Here is an 18,974-nt window from a genome sequence, read left to right on the forward strand (position 1 = left end):
GCTGGCCATGTGGAAGTGGCGGGATGGGAACCATGGCACGCTGCATCGGATACTCATGTTTTTATTCCCAATAGACACAAAAACGCGTGGATTCGCTTGATGGAATCCATGCGTTTTTCGACAGGCTGGAAGCCGTATGCCGAGCATACGGCTTTTTTCGTCGGCAAAAGAAACTCTTGACTTTTGTCATTCTTTCACTGATAATAAAGATAATCTGAAGAATGGGGTGGAGATATGAAGATCATTTTAGACGCGTTCGGAGGGGACAATGCACCCTTGGAAATTGTTAAGGGGGGGTGGCGTGCTGCAAAAGAGAACAGTGAAATTGAGTTGATTCTTTGCGGAGATGAAAAAAAGATAAATGACGTATTAAAGAAAGAGAATTTGGAGAAGCTTTCAAATGTGTCTATTCATCATGCAAGCGAAGTGATCCTCGGCACGGACGATCCGGTCAGCGCAATCCGCCAGAAAAAAGATTCCTCCATGGTGGTCGGATTGAACCTTTTAAAAAGCGGGCAGGGCGATGCTTTTGTCTGTGCGGGGAATAGCGGCGCATTGCTTTCAGGGGCTACTTTGATTGTCAAACGTCTGAAGGGAATCAAACGGGCGGCGATGGCACCGGTTTTGCCGACTGCAACAGGACCAGCCATTTTAATTGACGGTGGGGCAAATGTAGTGTGTAAAAGCGAATATTATGAGCAATTCGGCTTAATGGGTTCCATATATATGGAAAAGGTGATGGGGATAGAGGATCCGAAGGTCGGACTTTTGAATATCGGCACCGAGGAATGCAAAGGAACGGAAACTGTCATGGAAGCTTATCAGCTGCTGAAAAAGGCTCCTCTTCATTTTTACGGTAATCTAGAGGTAAGAGATGTCCTGAAAGGGGACTGCCAAGTGCTGGTGGGTGACGGATGGACAGGAAATATCGTACTCAAGCTGGTTGAGGGAGTGGCAAAAGAATTTTCCGGCGAACTGAAAGCAATGTTCAAGAAAAATATTTTGACGATGCTGGCGGCATTCATGGTCGGAAAACAACTCAAGGCATTTAAAAAGCGGTTCGACTATAAGGAATACGGCGGCGCGCCGATCATGGGATTAAACGCTCCGGTTATCAAAGCGCATGGAAGTTCTGACGCAAAGGCAATCTATTATGCCATTCAACAGGCATATAACTGTGTCAGGCAGGATGTTGTGGGATCGATTGCAAGTGCTTTGCCAGACGAAAAAATCGAAAAACAGGAAAAAAAATAAATAATTTTGAAATAGATATTGACACATAGAGTAAAGTAATATATCATATAATCCGTACTAGATGCGCCATTGTCTTTCAAGGGGCGCGACAGATTGAAGGAGGTGAAAGCATGTTTGAAAAAGTGCAGGATATTATTGTTGAACAGTTGGGTGTTGAGGCAGCTGATGTAAAAATGGAAAGTTCTTTCACAGATGATTTAGGCGCTGATTCTTTGGATGTTGTTGAATTAATCATGGCCTTTTCTGATGAATTTGATATTGATATCGCTGATGAAGATGCAGAAAAGATGTCCACTGTGGGTGACGTTGTGGAATACCTGAAAGAACACGAAGCATAAAAGCTTTAAAATGTAACAGGCACAGCCATTTTATTTGGCTGTGCTGTTTTTATATATATCTTTTTATTGCATTTCATATGCTTGGATGTGCCTCCGGTCAAAGAAAGCGTCTGAATCCTCTATCGACTGGCAGGAAGAAGCAGTAACGCTACTCCAATTTTAGCATGCGGTATCCCACTCCGATATGAGTCTGGATATATTGGCGGGAAGACGACGCTTTTTCCATTTTTTTGCGCAGAGCTGCCATAAAAACGCGCAGAGACGCCACATCATTCTCCCAGGTGCTGCCCCAGATTTCTTTTGTAATGAAAGTATGCGTCAAAACTTTTCCTATGTTTTTAGCCAGCAGGCATAAAAGTTTATATTCGATTGGCGTTACATGCAATTCCTCTCCGCACATGTAAACACATCCGGCGGCGTAATCTATTTTTAGATCTCCGTTAATAAATACAGATTGTTCGTTTGTCCCGGCTTTGCTTTGCATTGCGTTTAAACGGCGCAGGGTAACGCGAAGACGGGCGAGAAGTTCCTCCACGGAGAAGGGTTTTGTCAGGTAATCATCCGCTCCTGCATCCAAAGCATTTATTTTATCAGAATCTTCACTTCTCGCGCTGATTACAATAATGGGCATGTTGGACCAAGTACGGATTTTTTTTATGATCTCCACGCCATCCATATCGGGCAGACCCAGATCCAGCAGAACGATATCCGGATTGTGAGAGGACGCTTCCACAATTGCGGCACTTCCTGCGGGAGCTGTATGAAAGCGGTAATCATGCATTTCAAGGGTGGTTGTAATCAGATTGCGTATTGCTGAGTCATCTTCTACCACCAAAATCAGCGGTTTATTCATGTATAGGTACCTCCTCAGCGGGTAATGTGATACGGAAAACGGATCCGTTTGGTTTGTTATCGAAAACGCATATTTTGCCGTTATGGGCGCTGATAATCGATTTACAGAGCGCTAATCCCAAGCCGAGACTCCTGCGGCTGTCTGCAATTTTGTTATTTCCGGTAAAAAACATATCAAATATTTTTGACTTTGTCTCATACGGAATTCCGGGACCATTGTCTGCAATTTCTATGACCGCCGTTTTTCCTTCTTTTTTTGAAGTGATTGTTATCAACGAACCTTTGGGCGTATATTTGACAGCATTGTCAACGATATTGATGATCACTTGGATAATCAGCCGGGCATCCATTTTTGCCAAGAGCAGATCGTCCTGCTGGATTACTGTAATTTGATGCGCTCTGCTTTGCCTGTTAATGTGACGAAGCGCCTCGGCGATAACCTCCTCCATCAGTTCGGCTGATATTCTGAGTTTCATTGTTCCATCTTCAATGCGGGTTACCGCAAGTAAATTTTCCACCAAATTAATCAGCCACAGCGAATCGTCATAAATGTCACTGTACAGCTGCTTTTTCTTTTCGGAACTTAAGGAGTCTCCGCTTGCAAGCAAAATATTTGCATTTCCGGAAATGGAGGTTAACGGAGTGCGCAGATCATGGGAAATAGAGCGAAGCAGATTGGCGCGGAGCTGTTCATTTTTAGCGAGAACCGCGGCCTCTTCCTTTTCTTTTGCAATTTTTTCATTCTCCATAGCCAGTGCACATTCTCCAAGAATCGAAAGTACGATGCTATTTTCAAAAGCCTCCAGGGGCATCCCATCGATTGCGATGCCCACTATACCGAAAACAGTACCGTTCGTCCGGACTGCAAGATAAAGACAATTCGCGTTAGACAGGGTAGCAGTGGTTGCTCCTGCACGCTTGTTGTTCTTCAGTACCCATGCGGCAGCGGCTTGTTCGGTTTTTGAGATATAATTCTCTTGCCTTCCGTGCTCTGTACATAAAAAAACTTGAGGGTGTGATAAATCTTCGTTTTCCGCAGTATAAAAAACAATATCTTTGCCGAGCAGTTTGATAAGCTGGTTTGCAGTGACGGATATAATGCTGTTTTTTCCTTCTGCTTTTTGCAAAAAACGATTGGTATCAAAGAGCACCTTAGTCCGGTAGGCCGTTTGAGCTTCGTGTTTTGCGTGCTGTTTTAATTTGACCGCCAATGTGCTGGTGATAAATGCGGCCAAAAACATAATGAAAAAGGTGGCAGGATAACCCGAATCATAAGCATGCAAAGTAAACCTGGGGTCTGTGAACAGATAATTAAAGATCAGTACACTGATAACGGATGAGATTAAGCTGTATGCTCTCTGAGCCGTTACAACGGCAGTAATAAGTACACATAGAATATATACGGTTATGATGTTTGCCTCGCTGAAACCAAGTCGGAAAAAAATATAGCCAACTATCGTGGCCGCCAGCAGGCTAAGAATGCTTTTTATCAAATCACCCGGATGTAGATGCGCTTTTTCCTGCTTTGCTTTCCGTGTTTTATAGGCGGCAGCCTTTTTAGCGGGTATCATGTAAATATCCAGTTCAGGCGAATAGCTGATTAGTTTCTCAGTGAGGGAAAGCTTGCTGGGAAAAAACTTTTTTATAGCGTTATTTCGTCCGATAACAATTTTAGATACGCCGGAAAGTCTAGCGAACTCCGAAATCTGAAAGGCGATTTCATCGCCGTAGACCGTTTCAATTGTCGCGCCTAGCTGCTCTGCCAGCTTGATGTTAGAGCGAAGCTGCTTTTTATTTTCTTCACTTAGCAAAACAAAATCCGGAGTCTCCACAAACAGTGCGGTAAAACTGCCATTGAATACATAAGCCATTCTGGCGGCGGTGCGGATGACTTTCGGATTGGTTGGTGAGGATGAAAGGCATACCAAAATATGTTCATTTGTATAGTATCCATTGCCGTTTCGGATTTTTGCAGTCTCGTACCGTTTATTGATCCGGTCAGCACATCTGCGAAGTGCGATTTCGCGCAGTGCGGCCAAGTTATCCAGACTGAAAAAGTCCTCAAGTGCTTTCTTCGTTTGATCTTTTTGAAAACTTATATCTGTCCGCAGGCGTTCGATCAGTTCCTGAGGCTCAATGTCTATTAACTCCACTTCATCGGCATTGTCAAAAATTTTGTCGGGAATGCGTTCATAAACGGTGTTGCCTGTTATGGATGCAACCATGTCGTTCAAGCTTTCAATATGCTCAACGTTAACCGTGGTATATACGTCTATACCGGCTCTCAGAAGCTCCTCCACATCCTGGTAACGTTTGCCGTGCCTGCACCCCTTTGCATTGGCATGAGCAAGTTCATCCACGAGGATTAAATCCGGTTTTCTTTGAAGGGCAGCGTCAATATCAAATTCAGAAGCATTGTTATCGTCTGTTTTTTTGAGCGGGAGTAAATCCAGTTCATTCAAAAGGTCATCCGTCTGAGACCTTGCGTGGGTGTCCACATAGCCTACAAGTACATCCAAACCGCGGCGTTTCGCCGCGTGAGCCGTTATTAGCATAGAAAAGGTTTTTCCAGCCCCTGAAGCGTAACTAAAAAATATTTTGAGACGTCCGCGTTTTTGTACAACCTTTTCTTCTTCGATGGAGTTTAACAGTCCACCGGGAATTGGATAGGGTTCTTTCATCCGTTCACCTCCATTTTCTCATGATAACGAAAGCGGCAAAATGCCACTGCGGTATTGTGATTTAATGTTCTTCGAAACACAGAAATCTTTGATTTGGTTTTGTTTCGTGAGGTTATTATACCACAACAACGAAGGCGGCGGAATGTCGCCGCAGTATTGTGATTCAATCGTTCTCCAAACCTCTTAACATTTTCAATGTTCTAGAGGTTTGTGAGGTTATTATACCATAAATCCGCTATTCGTTCTATTAGTAATTTATGCAATCAAAATAGTTTTAAACTTTATGTTAAATATGGAAACAAATATTTTACAACTGGGTCGGCGTGTGATATGATAGAAGAAAAAGAAAAGAGTGTGATAGATTGTGGTGAAGTTTGGAACAGGCGGATGGAGAGCCATTATTGGAGATGAATTTACCAAAGCGAATATACAGCTTTTAACGCAGTCCCTTTCGAAATTGATGCAAAAGGAAGGGGCGGCACAAATTGTGATTGGTTTTGACCGTCGTTTTCTGTCTGACACTGGGGCAAAGTGGGCTGCAGAAGTGTTTGCCGGAAATGGTATCAAGGTGCTCTTTATTCCGAAGAATGCACCGACCCCTTTGATCATGTATGCGGTGAATACAACCGGAAGCAAATACGGTATGGCGGTGACTGCCAGCCATAATCCTGCCGAATATAACGGAATCAAAGTCTTCACAGAAGGCGGAAGGGATGCAACGGAGCAGGTGACCGCTAGGATAGAGGCGGTAATCGCTGAATTGCCGGAAGTCAAAACAATGGACTTTGAAGAAGGTTTATCCCAGGATATCATTACCTATTTTGAACCCTTTAACGACTATATCGACAGCATTCTTGGGATGCTGAACATTGATGCGATTCGTGAAAAGCATTTGAATGTACTGCTGGATCCGATGTTCGGGGTGTCTAAGACGTCCCTGCAAACCATTCTTCTGACGGCACGCTGTGATGTGGATATCATCAATGACCGGCATGATACCCTCTTTGGCGGCAGACTCCCGTCGCCGTCTGCGGAGACACTGACCCGTTTAAAAGAGATCGTCAAAGAAAAAGGCTATGACATTGGGATTGCTACCGACGGAGACGCTGACCGTATCGGGATCATCGACAACACAGGGCATTTCATTCATCCCAATGAGATTCTGGCGCTTCTCTATTACTATCTGCTGGAATACAAAGGCTGGAGAGGGGATGTGGTACGCAATATCGCGACAACCCACACGGTGGATAAAATTGCGAAGGCGTACGGTCAAACTTGCTATGAAGTTCCCGTAGGATTTAAGCATATCAGTTCTAAAATGGAGGAATCAGATGCGTTGATTGGCGGGGAATCCAGCGGCGGTTTAACGATCCGGGGACACATCAGGGGCAAAGACGGCATTTTTGCCGCTGGTCTGTTGGTGGAAATGATGTGCGTTACTCAGAAAGGCCTTTCGGATATTTTGGATGAAATTTATCGGAAATACGGTTATGTTCAGATGACAGAACGGGATTATAAATTTTCGAGGGAAAAGAAAGCCGAACTGATGGATTTGCTGTTTCAACAGAAAAAACTGCCCCAGTTCTCTGAAAAGATTGATCATATCAGCTATATGGATGGAGTAAAAGTCTATTTCGAGAATGGTGGATGGATTATCGCGCGGTTCTCGGGTACGGAGCCTTTGATTCGAGTTTTCTGCGAGATGGAAAATGTGGAGAAAGCCAACGAAATATCCGATTGTATGTGCAAATTCCTTGGACTATAACGTCGCAAAGATGCCCTATATTTCTGCAAGTGGAAACGATTTTCCTTTTTTCAGCGGGAGTACAATCTCCCGCTGAATCGTTGAATAGCAGAACCTAAAATAAGTTCGTTTGAAAAATATGGGGAAAAGAGCAAGAAAGCTACCAGAAGCTTTCTTGCTCTTTTATATATAGGAAATTATCAGCAATCGAATGTTTCAAAAAGCAGCATGCGAAGAGTGCTTGCAGTTTTTCAAAATAAAAAAATTTAAAAATTTTCACACAGTTTTTTCAATCCACTCATTTTTCTGACAAACACAGCAAGTATACTGTGTTCAGAAAGGAAAGGTGAAATAGCGATGAGACAGTCTCAGAAAAAATGGATTGCATGGCTTCTTCCCGGGATGATATTGGTACTCTTTTGTTCTTGTTCCATGCAAGCGGATAAAACAGCTCAAACGGCCGAAGCAACTGCTATTGCTGCTGTAAATCTAGACAAATATTTTTCGTTTGCCCAGGAGGATGTTTATACTGACTGGAGAAATGAGTCTCCGGTATACGCGGTGCTCGACGGAACCTCCGCGCAGACCAGCGGAAGCGGAATGATTGTCAGAGACGGGCAGATATTAATCGAAAAAGCAGGCACATATGTACTGGAGGGCAGTTTTCAGGGCTCGGTGATCGTCAATGCGGATAATGCGTTGGTGCGTTTGGTATTGAATGGTGTTCAGATACAGGCGTTAGACGGACCCGCTGTCTGTGTCAGGCAGGCGGATAAGGTGATTCTCAGTCTGGAACTTGGAAAGGAGAACATGCTTTCTGACAGTGAAGCACATTCTGTGGAGGAGGATGCCGCGGTTTACAGCAAGGATGATCTGGTTATCAATGGAGAAGGATCTCTCACGATAAACGGGAGTTATCTGGATGGATTAAAAAGCAAGGATGACTTAAAGATTGTGTCCGGAAGCTTGAAAATCAATGCAAAGGATGATGGACTGATTGGAAAAGACTGCATTGTGATTCAAACCGCACAGATGGAAATTGAGGCAGGAGGTGATTGCATAAAATCAAGCAATGACTCTGACGCGGAGAAAGGATATGTTGCGATACAGGGCGGAACATATCGTCTGACAGCACAAAACGATGGAATACAGGCCGAGACAAATCTCCTGATATGTGGGGGAACATTCACCATTTTAAGCGGCGGAGGGAGCAGCGCTGCTGTCACAGCAGACCGGACACAGCAGAGCAGACCAGGGCAAATAGCTCAGCAGCAGACATCTCAGGAGGAATCAGAGAGTCGGAAAGCATTGAAAGCGGCAAATTTGTTACAGATAGACGGCGGTGAGTTTTCTATTGATTCTTGCGATGATGCACTGCACAGCAACAATACTATCCTGGTAAGAGGCGGCGTGTACAATATAGCCACAGGGGATGATGCCGTTCATGCGGACACACTGCTTCATCTCACTGGGGGAAACCTGGAAATTACGAAATGCCATGAGGGGCTGGAGAGCAGTCAGATTATCATAGATGACGGCACACTTCGGCTGACCGCGCAGGACGATGGGATCAACGCGGCGGGCGGAAAAGACGGAGAAACAGGCGGACCCGGAGGAATGGACAGCTTTCGTGCCGGAACCGGCGGCAGCTCCGGACTCACCATCAATGGAGGATATCTGGCGGTGGACGCGTCGGGGGACGGAATTGATATCAACGGCAGCGGAGAGATGAACGGCGGCACCTTGATTGTCAACGGACCGGCAAACGGCGGAAACAGCAGTTTGGACTATAACGGTAGTTTTCAAGTCAACGGCGGCGTTCTAATCGCGGCAGGAAGCTCCGGCATGGCACAGTCTCCGTCTCAGGAATCCGGGCAGGGCGTAATCACGATGAACTATTCTGCGGTTCAGTCGGCGGGAACCCTTTTCAGCCTGGCGGATGAGAGCGGAACAGAGCTTCTCACCTTTGCACCGAAAAAGCAGTACCAGTCGGTGATTGTCAGTGTTCCGCAGTTAAAAGTAGGTACATCTTATCAATATTGTGCGGGCGGAAGCTCAAGCGCAGCTCAGATGGATGGAGTGTATACAATTGGAGGCTATCAAAAGGGAAATACGGTTCTTGCCTTTTCGATGGAGAGCAGCGCTGTTTATCTGAATGAATCGGGTGTGACAACGCAGCCGAACGGCGGTATGGGCGGCCGTGGAGGACAGCCGGGGGGACGGCAGAATAAGCCGGATGGGGAACAGAATCCGGATGGTATGCCGCCCCGTGACGGAAACGGACACAGTATGAATCGGATGCCGCCCGGTGAAAACGGACAGCAGACGCAGTAAAAAAATAAGGTATAGAGAAAAAATTCTCTATACCTTATTTTTGAGAAATCCGAATTTTTTTGAGTGTGTCCTGAATATCGTTATCCACCAATGGGCGCATACTGTCGCTGTAAATGGAAGTGTCGGCGTTTGACAATGCGGCGGCAATCACAGTGCTTAGAGCGGGTTTATACTTTGCAATAAGCGGGAGCAGCTGGATGCATTGTCTGGAGGTGATAGGCTTTTTATCCGTGATGTGCCGTAAATACCGGTCTATAAATTTGTCAATCTGATTGCCGCTGTCCCATTTTGCATTGCAAGCAAACAGAGTAAGACCGCGCGTTCGGATATAGGAACTTTCATTCTCCATTAGTTTAATAAAATGCTCCATATACGGATAAACGCAGTCGGACTTTTCGCTTGCTGCCTGTAAATCTTTCATTGCTTTGCAGGCTGTTTTATTGTCTTTCTCGCATAACAGATTTATCTGTTTGAAAATGTCAGACATCGCATGGCACCCCTCATTGTGGAATCAAAATTGTTATTTCTAAAAACGAAGATGTGATCGAAAAAAACCTGCGTACGAAACGCAGGTTTTGTCATCAATCGGTTGTGAAAGGCAAAAGAGCAATATGTCTTGCCTTTTTGATCGCTAAAGTCAACTGACGCTGATGCTTTGCGCATGTTCCTGTGATTCTTCTGGGAAGAATTTTTGCCTTCTCAGACAAGAATTTTCTCAGTTTCGGAACATCTTTATAGTCGATGTGCTGCACTTTGTCAGCACAGAATTGACAAACTTTTCTTCTCGGCCTTCTGCCTCTGAAAGGTCTATCCATATCAGCCATTGTACAAACCTCCTCTATATTTATTCGTTAGAACGGCAAACTTTCGTCATCATCGATGGGCATGAAACCGTCGTTAGAATTTTCGGCGGGTGCATAGTTGTTGCTGGCGGTGTTCGCACCGGAGACAGCAGTTTCCTTCTTGCTTCCGCAGAAATTCACTTCATCGGCAATGACTTCTGTCGCATAGTTCTTTTTCCCATCTTGGCCATCCCAACTGCGTGTCTGGATGGAACCGACAACGCACATCATCTGACCTTTGACGAAATATTGTCTTACAAAATCCGCTGTTCTGTTAAAACAAACGACATTGATAAAATCGGTCTGGCGTTCTTCCCCTTGACGCTGAAATCTTCTGTCAATCGCAAGGGAAAATCGTGCAACAGAAACACCGCTTGTCGTTGTTCTAACCTCAGGATCCCTGGTCAGGCGACCCATTAAAATCGCTTTGTTCAACATAGGGTTTCACCTCTTTTTTAAAGCATTAGTCTTCTTTCTTTACGATAATGCTTCTTAAGATACCGTCTGTGATCCGGTAAATTCTGTCCAATTCTTCCGGAAAATCCGGTTTGGAACTGAATTCAACGAATACATAGTAACCTTCGGTGCAATCTTTGATTTCATATGCCAGCCTTCTTTTACCCCAAACGTCAACGTTTGTCACTTCACCATGCTGGGAAATCAATGATTTGAACTTTTCAACAACTTCATTTGTCTTTTCTTCGTCAAATGCGGGATTTAAAATAAATATAGTCTCGTATTTGTTGATTACTTCAACCATTTCTTTTCACCTCCTTCTGGACTTTGGCCCTGTATCAGGTACAGAGCAAGGAACATATCAATTATATACAAGTTAGGTCAACTTGTCAATGATTTTTAACAAGAATCAGCCGTTTTTTCGATTTTTTCGGCTGCTTCAGAGGCTACCGTATTCCCAATGGGAAGGGTGATAGATACCTCCGTGCCTTCATTTTGCACACTTTCGATGGAAATATCTCCGCCGTACGCCTGAATGATTTCTTTTGCAATGGCAAGTCCCAGACCGGTTCCGCCCAAATCACGGGAGCGAGCCTTGTCCACTCGGTAAAATCGTTCAAAAATACGGTCGAGATCCTTGGCGGGAATCCCGATGCCGTTGTCCTTCACTTTAATATAAGCATTATTATACAGTTTTTTTGCGAAGATTTCAATCTTTCCTCCGTCGGGTGTGTATTTGATCGCGTTGGAGAGAACATTGGTCAAAATTTGTTCCAGACGATCCCGTGCGATAAAGACGGGCGGGATATCTCCCAATTGATGGAAAGAAAGCTTATGCCCGTGTTTTTTCGCCTCAAAAGATTGTTTTTTAACCACTTCGGATATGAGATCAGAAAGGACAAGGGGCTCTTTGCTTTTTAGGAGTAGTCTGCCGTCGAGCCGAGAAAGAGTCAGAAGATCCTGAATCAGCCGGGTCATTCGGTCGGATTCCTTGTTGACGACATCCAAAAAATTCAATTCGGTTTCCCGATCGAGTTCATTTTCCATAATGGTTTCTACATAACTCTTGATCGTAGTAATCGGCGTTTTCAGTTCATGGGATACATTGGCCACGAACTCGCGGCGGGATTTCTCCAGCTTTTGCTGTTTGGTGATGTCCTGCACCGACACGATGACACCGCCGGGTTTGTTATTCTCAAACAGGAACGTGCCGAAACAGAACTTATAGGTGCTGTCGTTCAACTCCGCAACCCGTTCCACCCGCCGTTCTTTATAAAGATAAAGAAAATCCCCCAGATAGATGTCATCAAACAGCTTTCCAAAATAATCGTCAAAGTTTATCTGAATTTCATCTTCCACCTGTAAAAATTCCTTGGCAACTTCATTGATAAGCAGAATTTTTCCATTTGGGTCAAATGCGATAATACCGTCGGACATATACTGCATAATTTTTTCCAGCTTGTTTTTTTCAAAAGCAATTTCATCCAGAGTAATTTTCAGAGTATCCGACATATATTTAAACGTATTATACAGGATACCCAGTTCATCATCTGATTTGACGCTGGATATTTTTTCGAATTCTCCTTTGGCCAATTTTTCAGCCCGTCTAGTCAGACCGATGATGGGCGTTGTGATTGTGCGGGAGAGAAAATAACCGAATACCGCGGTGATAAGCAATCCGAAAGAGAGTGCCTGTAAAAGGATTTTCAGCATGCTTTTTAAAAAATCGCTCATCTCCGTTTTGGAATCCCGGATATAGATAATGAACTGTGGGTTCTCAGCCGGAACAGGCAGCGCATAGTCCATATAGCTGTCTGTGATCTTCACTTCGTTTCCGGTTTGACCGTTCATGGCGGAGAGAATATTTTCACTTTTGTCAATGGTTTCGCCGCCCTGCCGATCAGGGCCGCCGATATAGTTGCCGGTTCTGCCGTCCAGCAGGTAAAAATGCCGGTAGGAATCCACCCCCAACTGCCCGGAGATAGCGGTCAGAAGTTCCTCCAGCATCGCTAGAGGATCCTCTGTGTTCAGGCTGCCGTAGCACTGTTGAATTCTGTCCGGCGTAAAGGCTTCTTCCATCTGTGTTCTGAAATCATCATGGTAAAATGCGGCGATGCTGTTAAAAAGATAAGTTCCCAATACCAGCATGATAGCCAGGATAATCAAAACAAAAATGAGAACCAGCCTCGTCTGTATACTTTTTCGCATAAACTGCGCACCTACTTTTTCTCAGTCTTTCCGAATGAATGGGATCTCAAATTTTTGAGACGAGCAAAATGGATCCGCACGAAACAAAGAATAAAAGCAATGTCAAGGGAACACATCCCTTGACAGAATTGATTTTCTAATACTTAAAGTAATATCCGATTCCGCGTTTTGTGATGATATAATCCGGTTCGGAGGAATTGTCCTCAATTTTTTCCCTCAGACGGCGGACAGTGACATCTACTGTACGCACATCGCCGTAATATTCAAATCCCCAAACTTTTTCCAAGAGAGTTTCTCTGGAAAAAATTTTTTCCGGTTTTTCCGCCAAAAATTTCAAGAGTTCAAATTCACGGCGCGTTAGATCGATTGGCTGGTTGTCCTTCGTGACCTCATAGCGCTCACAGTTGATCACAATTCTGCCCAGCCGGATGATATCCGTATCTTCACTGTTTTTTTGTACCTCATTTTCCGAAGAGGTCCGGCGCAGATTTGCCTTGATTCTGGCCAGCAGTTCCCGCACACTGTATGGTTTTGTGATATAATCGTCGGCTCCAAGCTCCAAGCCGAGCACCTTGTCAATCTCTTCCTCCCGGGCAGTCACCATAATAATAGGAACCTGTTTGACCTTCCGGATTTCCTTGCAGACAAGAAAGCCATCCATTTTCGGTAGCATTACGTCTAAAAGAATCAGATCAATATGGTTGGATAGGGCGCCTTTTAAGCCTTCTTCGCCGTCAAACGCCTGTATTGTCTCAAAACCTTCCTTTTCTAAATTAAATTTCAGAATATCAGAAATCGGCTTTTCATCTTCCACGATCAATATCGTTCTGTTATCCACTTTTTTTCCCCCTTTTTTGTTGAAAAGGTTTTCGTCTCATATGTGCACATTTGAAGTATGCGGCCGATAAACCCGCTTTTATTTTTGCAGATATATGGTGTTTATCAGCTTGTGCAGAGACTGCTTATTTTTATAACATAGGAAATTGCGCGAAATCGTGCGCAATTGCATGTTTCAAAAAACAATGCGCGAAGCGCGGGTGCGTTTTTTAGAATGAAAATTTTTTATTGTATATAGAGAACTGCATCATTCGGTTGCAAGACAGCAGTTCTCCTTCTTTTATTTATTTTACCAATAATAGAGATGGTTTGCAAGCACAATTTATTGCGTGGGCTCACTGTGTGCTTCCAGATAGATCAGAAGCACCGAGATATCCGAAGGCGAAACACCGGATATTCGTGATGCTTGTCCAACGGATCTGGGCTTTATCTGGTTTAGTTTCTGCCGGGCTTCCAGTCGCAGTCCTTTTATGTCGGAATAGTCGATTGTTTCGGACAGCGGCCTGTTTTCCAGTTTTTTAAACTGCTCCGCCTGTGCCAGCTGGCGCTTGATATATCCCTCATATTTGATTTGAATGCCTGCCTGTTGTCTTGTGAGATAGGGAAGTTCCGGTCTGTCCGGATCGATTGCAGCCAACGTCTCATAATCCAGTTCCGGCCGTTTTAATAATTCACTTAATTTGATGCCGGTTGTAATGTTGGTGCTGTGGTATCGGTCCAAAAACTCATTGACTTGAGCGGTTGGGGAGATTGTGACGCTCTTTAGCCGAGCGACCTCTTGTTCCACAGCCTTCTTTTTAGAAAGAAATTTGTGGTACCGCTCTTCGGAGATGAGACCTATCTGATAGCCCAAAGGCGTCAGCCGTAAATCCGCATTGTCCTGACGCAGTAATAGGCGGTATTCCGAACGGGCGGTCATCATCCGGTAGGGCTCCTTCGTACCTTTGGTTACCAGATCGTCAATCAGTGTACCGATATAGGCTTGTTCCCGAGTGAGCAGGAAAGGCTCTTTCCCTTGAATCTTCCGGGCTGCGTTGATTCCTGCGATCAGCCCTTGAGCAGCTGCTTCCTCATAGCCGGAGGTGCCGTTGAACTGTCCTGCGCCATACAAACCGGAGATTTTTTTAAACTCCAGGGTAGGATAGAGCTGCGTGGGATTGATACAATCGTATTCGATTGCATAGGCACTTCTGGTAAACTGCACATTTTCCAATCCTGCGATACTGCGATACATTGCGATTTGGACATCCTCCGGAAGGGAGGAGGACATTCCCTGTACATACATTTCTTCGGTGTTTTCTCCCATTGGTTCAATGAAAATTTGATGGCGGGGCTTGTCGGCAAACCGAACGATTTTGTCCTCAATAGACGGACAGTATCGTGGACCTGTTCCTTCGATTTTTCCGCTGTACAGCGGGGAGCGGTTTAAATTGGATCGGATAATCTGATGCGTTTTTTCGTTGGTATAGGTCAGATAACAGGGGATCTGATCCCTCTCCAAATGATCATTCTCAAAGGAAAAGGGAACAATCAGCTCATCACCGGGCTGTTCCTCCATTTTGGAAAAGTCCACACTGCTCTTTAGTACTCTTGCGGGAGTTCCCGTTTTGAAACGATATAATTCAACTCCCAGCTCTTTTAAATTCTGGGATAAATGCGTAGCGGCAAACATGCCGTCCGGGCCGCCCTCCTTTGTAAAATCACCGATAATGATTTTGCCCCGGAGAAAGGTGCCTGTGGCAATTACCACAGCCTTGCATTCGAATACAGCTCCCGTATCAGTCACTGCGGCTTTGACTCGGTTTTCTCCGTCCACATCAATACGGACAATCTCTGCCTGGCGGATCTGCAGATTAGGCGTGGTTTCCAGCGTATGTTTCATCGCGCTCTGGTAAGCGCGTCTGTCTGCCTGAACCCGCAGGGAATGTACGGCAGGCCCCTTGCTCTTGTTGAGCATTCTGGATTGAATAAAGGTTTTGTCTGCATTTTTTCCCATTTCACCGCCGAGAGCGTCTATCTCTTTTACCAAATGACCCTTTGCCGTTCCGCCGATATTCGGATTACAGGGCATATTTCCGACGGAATCCAGGTTGATGGCAAACAAACAGGTGTTCGCTCCCAATCTGGCGGATGCAAGGGCTGCCTCACAGCCTGCATGACCGCCGCCGATTACAATTACATCACATTGCTGTGCAAAATATTCCACGTATGTTAACTCCTTTTATTGAAGAATTGTTTCACATCCATTCATGAAAAAGGGCTCCTTATCGGAGCCCGAGAACATGCAAGGTCAACCCCTATGCTTTGCACGTGTTACATTTCTTATTCAAAATTCTTCCGCTCCGCCACGCTTCCAAAGGAATTTTGCAGAACATCGGTCTGTTCCAGAGAGAGACCAGTTCCGATTGCAACACAGGAAGTGGGATCTTCTGCAATAACAGCATGGATTCCGGTTTTCTGCTCAATGAGTTCGGTCATACCCCGCATCAAAGCACCACCGCCGGTCAGTACAATGCTGTTGGAATAAATATCGCCGACCAACTCCGGAGGCGTTTTTTCCACCACACTGTGGATGGCATCCGTGATCAGAACCGCAGTTTCCTGTAGAACCTCCACCGTCTCTTTTGAGGTGATTTCGATCTTTTTGGGAAGACCGGTCATCAGGTTTCTGCCCCGCACTTCAATTTTAATCTCTTCTCCGGTATCCACAACAGAACCGACGGTAGTCTTAATTTCTTCCGCTGTGCGTTCGCCGATTAAAACGTTATATTTCTTTTTTACATATTTTACGATTGCATCATCGAAGGTATCGCCTGCCACTTTAATGGAAGAGCTGGCAACAACACCGCCCAGAGAGATAACGGCAATGTCAGTGGTACCGCCGCCGATATCCACAATCATATTACCCATAGGCTGGCTGATATCAATCCCTGCGCCGATTGCCGCAGCGATCGGTTCCTCAATCACATAAGCTTTTTTCGCACCTGCCTGAAGCGCAACATCAATAACGGCACGCTCCTCCACTTCTGTGACACCGCTTGGAACGCAGATGACGATATTTGGTTTAAAAAACTTAGAGAAATTTACTTTATTTAAAAACTGTTTCAGCATTTTTTCAGTGGTATCATAGTCGGATATCACTCCGTCCCTGAGCGGACGGATGGCAACGATGTTGCTGGGGGTACGCCCGAGCATTCTCTGTGCGTCCACACCCACGGCATATACATTGCCGGACATTTTGTCGATTGCGGCAACAGAGGGCTCTCTAAGAACGATCCCGCTGCCTTTTGAATATATGATAACAGTGGCTGTCCCCAAATCGATGCCAATATCTTGTCTAAAATGAAACATTATCCAAACTCTCCTTGTATCAATGTATTTTATGGAAAAAACGTATAAAATACTATTTCTAATTATACATTAGAATAGAGGGTTTGTCAAACAAAAACAGTGAAATCGAATTTTGACTTTTTCAGCTGAAATCTGAATTTTGAGTTGACTATACGGATAAGGTTAAGATATAATAACCTCACGAAACAAAACGAAATCGGAGATTTCTGTGTTTCGGAGAACATTGAAATGCAATATTCCGATGACAAATTGCCATATTCATTGTTGCGTTATCAACTTGTTTTTCGTTATATTCGTTATAGTTATCATACATTATGGAAATAGATAAAGAGGTGCATGACATTTGACAGAAAAAAATACAGCAAACAAAAGCTTTATCACAGGTGCGATGATTATTGCATTTTCACATATTATTGTTAAATTAATCGGAGCGCTGTTCCGCATTCCTCTGGCGAATATGATTAAGCCGGAAGGAATGGCCGTTTACCAGGCATCTTATAGTATCTATCTGGTGCTTTTTGTTATATCTACTGCTGGACTGCCTGTGGCGATTTCAAAACTTGTCTCCAAAAATGCGGCGGTTGGCAATCGTGAAAAAGTGCAGAAAATACTGAGAGTGGCTTTCTGTATTTTGCTGGTTATCGGCATTTTCGGCACATTTCTTTTATTAGCGGGCGCCAGATGGTTTGCTCAAGTAATGGCAATTCCTGAGGATTATATTGCGATTATGGCATTGGCTCCCAGTCTGCTCTTCGTATCATTGGCCTCTGTTTACCGCGGTTATTTTCAGGGATATCAGAACATGTATCCGACTGCAATCAGTGAAGTCATTGAGGCACTGTTTAAATTATTTGTGGGGCTGGCCTTAGCAGGGGCATTGCTTCCCAAAGGGGCTGCTTTTGCTGCATCGGGTGGAATTCTCGGGGTTACCACGGGATCGATGTTCAGTGCTTTCTTTCTAATCCTGTATTATATGTCATACCGCAGAAAACAGAAACGAATCCCGGTTCATTTTGAAAATGGAGAATTCAAACAGATTTTGAAAACCGTTATATGGATTGCTGTTCCCATCACCATTGGTTCCTCTGTTTTTTCGTTAACAAATATGATAGATGCAGCGATGATCATGCGGCGTCTTTCGGGGATAGGCTATTCTGATACCGCATATAAAATGATGTATGGATACTATTCCGGTTATGCGATTACCTTATTTAATCTGCCGGCTACTGTTATCGTCGGAATGAGCATCAGCATTGTTCCGGCTGTTTCTATGGCGATGGCAAACCGGAATCGGATTCAGGCAAGAGACCAGATCAGTTCAGCTGTCCGGATTTCCTGGCAGATTGCCTTTCCGGCGGGTATTGGATTGGCTGTACTGGCGAGTCCAATTTTACATTTGTTATACAAGGACACCGATTTTATTTTGCCGATGAATTCGGTTCTGCCTTCCAATCCTTTTCTCGCCTTTTTCTGCAATAACCAAGATGGAACCAGATTGCTGTCTTTTCTTGGACTGGCGATTGGAATGGTCTGTGTCACAATGGTGACAAATGCAGTTTTGCAGGCTTTGGATAAAGTTTGGATGCCGGTGTTCAACATGGCTATTGGTGGTATTGTCAAGGTTATTGCAAACTATATTTTGATCGGTATCCCAGAAGTCAATATCATGGGTGCTCCGATCAGCACAACACTATGCTATGCAACAACGCTTCTATTGAACCTGGCGTGTATTCACAATACATTACGGGTAAATTACGGTTTTATGGACACAGTTTTCAAGCCGCTGATATCTGTGGTAGCAATGGCTGTTACAGCTCGTTTCAGTTATTCATTTTTTATGAATTATTTTCCGAATATCATTTCCACCGCTTTTGCAATCTGTGCGGCGGGAGTGGTTTATCTAGTTGCCATGTTTTTACTCAAGGCATTTCGCAAATCTGACGTGGAATTGATGCCGAAAGGGGAGAGGCTTGCAGTAATAATGGGACGATGGCTGGGATAAGTATTAGAGAAATTCAGCTATTGCTTAAAATCATATGGGTATCATTCTCTTATGCAAAAACAGCGGTGTTGAGGC

Annotated in this window: 16 protein-coding genes; 6 read left to right on the forward strand and 10 right to left on the reverse strand. The window is 44.5% G+C overall.

The annotated features are described in order from the left end of the window. The 3 genes from KQI32_RS07750 to acpP form a co-directional block, all read left to right on the forward strand. The coding region (locus KQI32_RS07750; protein WP_216424582.1) for a hypothetical protein at positions 1-180 on the forward strand (180 nt) is incomplete at its 5' end. Between the two features lie 54 nt (positions 181-234). Then, positions 235-1,254 carry a phosphate acyltransferase PlsX gene (gene plsX, locus KQI32_RS07755; RefSeq protein WP_216424583.1) on the forward strand — a complete coding sequence of 340 codons (1,020 nt, stop codon included), beginning with the start codon at positions 235-237 and terminating at the stop codon, positions 1,252-1,254. Positions 1,255-1,364: 110 nt separating this feature from the next. After that, positions 1,365-1,592 (forward strand): acyl carrier protein, encoded by a 228-nt coding sequence (gene acpP, locus KQI32_RS07760; protein WP_177691979.1) that lies wholly within the window; start codon positions 1,365-1,367, stop codon positions 1,590-1,592. A gap of 148 nt (positions 1,593-1,740) precedes the next feature. On the opposite strand, the gene KQI32_RS07765 is transcribed toward acpP, so the two are convergent. Next, the gene (locus KQI32_RS07765; RefSeq protein ID WP_216424584.1) at positions 1,741-2,445 is read right to left on the reverse strand and encodes a response regulator; all 705 of its coding nucleotides are present in this window, start codon (positions 2,443-2,445) and stop codon (positions 1,741-1,743) included. Beyond that, positions 2,438-5,125: a sensor histidine kinase KdpD gene (locus KQI32_RS07770; RefSeq protein WP_216424585.1), complete on the reverse strand. Its 2,688-nt coding sequence runs from the start codon at positions 5,123-5,125 to the stop codon at positions 2,438-2,440. Before KQI32_RS07770 ends, KQI32_RS07765 begins: the two co-directional genes overlap by 8 nt. A gap of 364 nt (positions 5,126-5,489) precedes the next feature. Between KQI32_RS07770 and KQI32_RS07775 the strand changes: the two genes are divergently transcribed. Beyond that, positions 5,490-6,890 (forward strand): phosphoglucomutase/phosphomannomutase family protein, encoded by a 1,401-nt coding sequence (locus KQI32_RS07775; protein WP_216424586.1) that lies wholly within the window; start codon positions 5,490-5,492, stop codon positions 6,888-6,890. Positions 6,891-7,226: 336 nt separating this feature from the next. Beyond that, a complete protein-coding gene (locus KQI32_RS07780; protein WP_216424587.1) occupies positions 7,227-9,203 on the forward strand; it encodes a carbohydrate-binding domain-containing protein in 1,977 nt (658 codons plus the stop codon). 34 nt (positions 9,204-9,237) lie between these two features. On the opposite strand, the gene KQI32_RS07785 is transcribed toward KQI32_RS07780, so the two are convergent. The 8 genes from KQI32_RS07785 to KQI32_RS07820 all read right to left on the reverse strand — a co-directional run bounded on the left by KQI32_RS07785 (position 9,238) and on the right by KQI32_RS07820 (position 16,897). Beyond that, entirely contained in the window at positions 9,238-9,690 is a 453-nt protein-coding gene (locus KQI32_RS07785) for a SufBD protein (RefSeq protein WP_216424588.1), read from the reverse strand. Between the two features lie 94 nt (positions 9,691-9,784). Next, complete coding sequence (rpsR, locus tag KQI32_RS07790; RefSeq protein WP_216424589.1) at positions 9,785-10,027, reverse strand: 30S ribosomal protein S18; 243 nt, start codon at positions 10,025-10,027, stop codon at positions 9,785-9,787. 27 nt (positions 10,028-10,054) lie between these two features. Further along, positions 10,055-10,483 (reverse strand): single-stranded DNA-binding protein, encoded by a 429-nt coding sequence (locus KQI32_RS07795; RefSeq protein WP_308167047.1) that lies wholly within the window; start codon positions 10,481-10,483, stop codon positions 10,055-10,057. A 25-nt stretch (positions 10,484-10,508) separates the two neighbouring features. Beyond that, positions 10,509-10,805, reverse strand: a complete 297-nt coding sequence (gene rpsF / locus KQI32_RS07800; protein WP_216424590.1) for a 30S ribosomal protein S6 — start codon at positions 10,803-10,805, stop codon at positions 10,509-10,511. Positions 10,806-10,900: 95 nt separating this feature from the next. After that, on the reverse strand, positions 10,901-12,709 hold the full coding sequence (locus KQI32_RS07805) for an ATP-binding protein (protein WP_216424591.1): 1,809 nt from the start codon (positions 12,707-12,709) through the stop codon (positions 10,901-10,903). Between the two features lie 136 nt (positions 12,710-12,845). Then, complete coding sequence (locus KQI32_RS07810) at positions 12,846-13,547, reverse strand: winged helix-turn-helix domain-containing protein (protein WP_216424592.1); 702 nt, start codon at positions 13,545-13,547, stop codon at positions 12,846-12,848. 321 nt (positions 13,548-13,868) lie between these two features. After that, on the reverse strand, positions 13,869-15,752 hold the full coding sequence (gene mnmG / locus KQI32_RS07815) for a tRNA uridine-5-carboxymethylaminomethyl(34) synthesis enzyme MnmG (protein ID WP_216424593.1): 1,884 nt from the start codon (positions 15,750-15,752) through the stop codon (positions 13,869-13,871). 116 nt (positions 15,753-15,868) lie between these two features. Then, positions 15,869-16,897, reverse strand: coding sequence for a rod shape-determining protein (locus KQI32_RS07820; RefSeq protein ID WP_216424594.1), 1,029 nt, complete (start codon positions 16,895-16,897; stop codon positions 15,869-15,871). 343 nt (positions 16,898-17,240) lie between these two features. Here KQI32_RS07820 and KQI32_RS07825 point away from each other — a divergent pair, with 343 nt between their 5' ends. Next, positions 17,241-18,899 (forward strand): polysaccharide biosynthesis protein, encoded by a 1,659-nt coding sequence (locus KQI32_RS07825; protein WP_216424595.1) that lies wholly within the window; start codon positions 17,241-17,243, stop codon positions 18,897-18,899. Positions 18,900-18,974 lie beyond the last annotated feature (75 nt).

The sequence above is a fragment of the Acetivibrio sp. MSJd-27 genome (assembly GCF_018918095.1).
GTDB lineage: Bacteria > Bacillota > Clostridia > UMGS1840 > HGM11507 > HGM11507.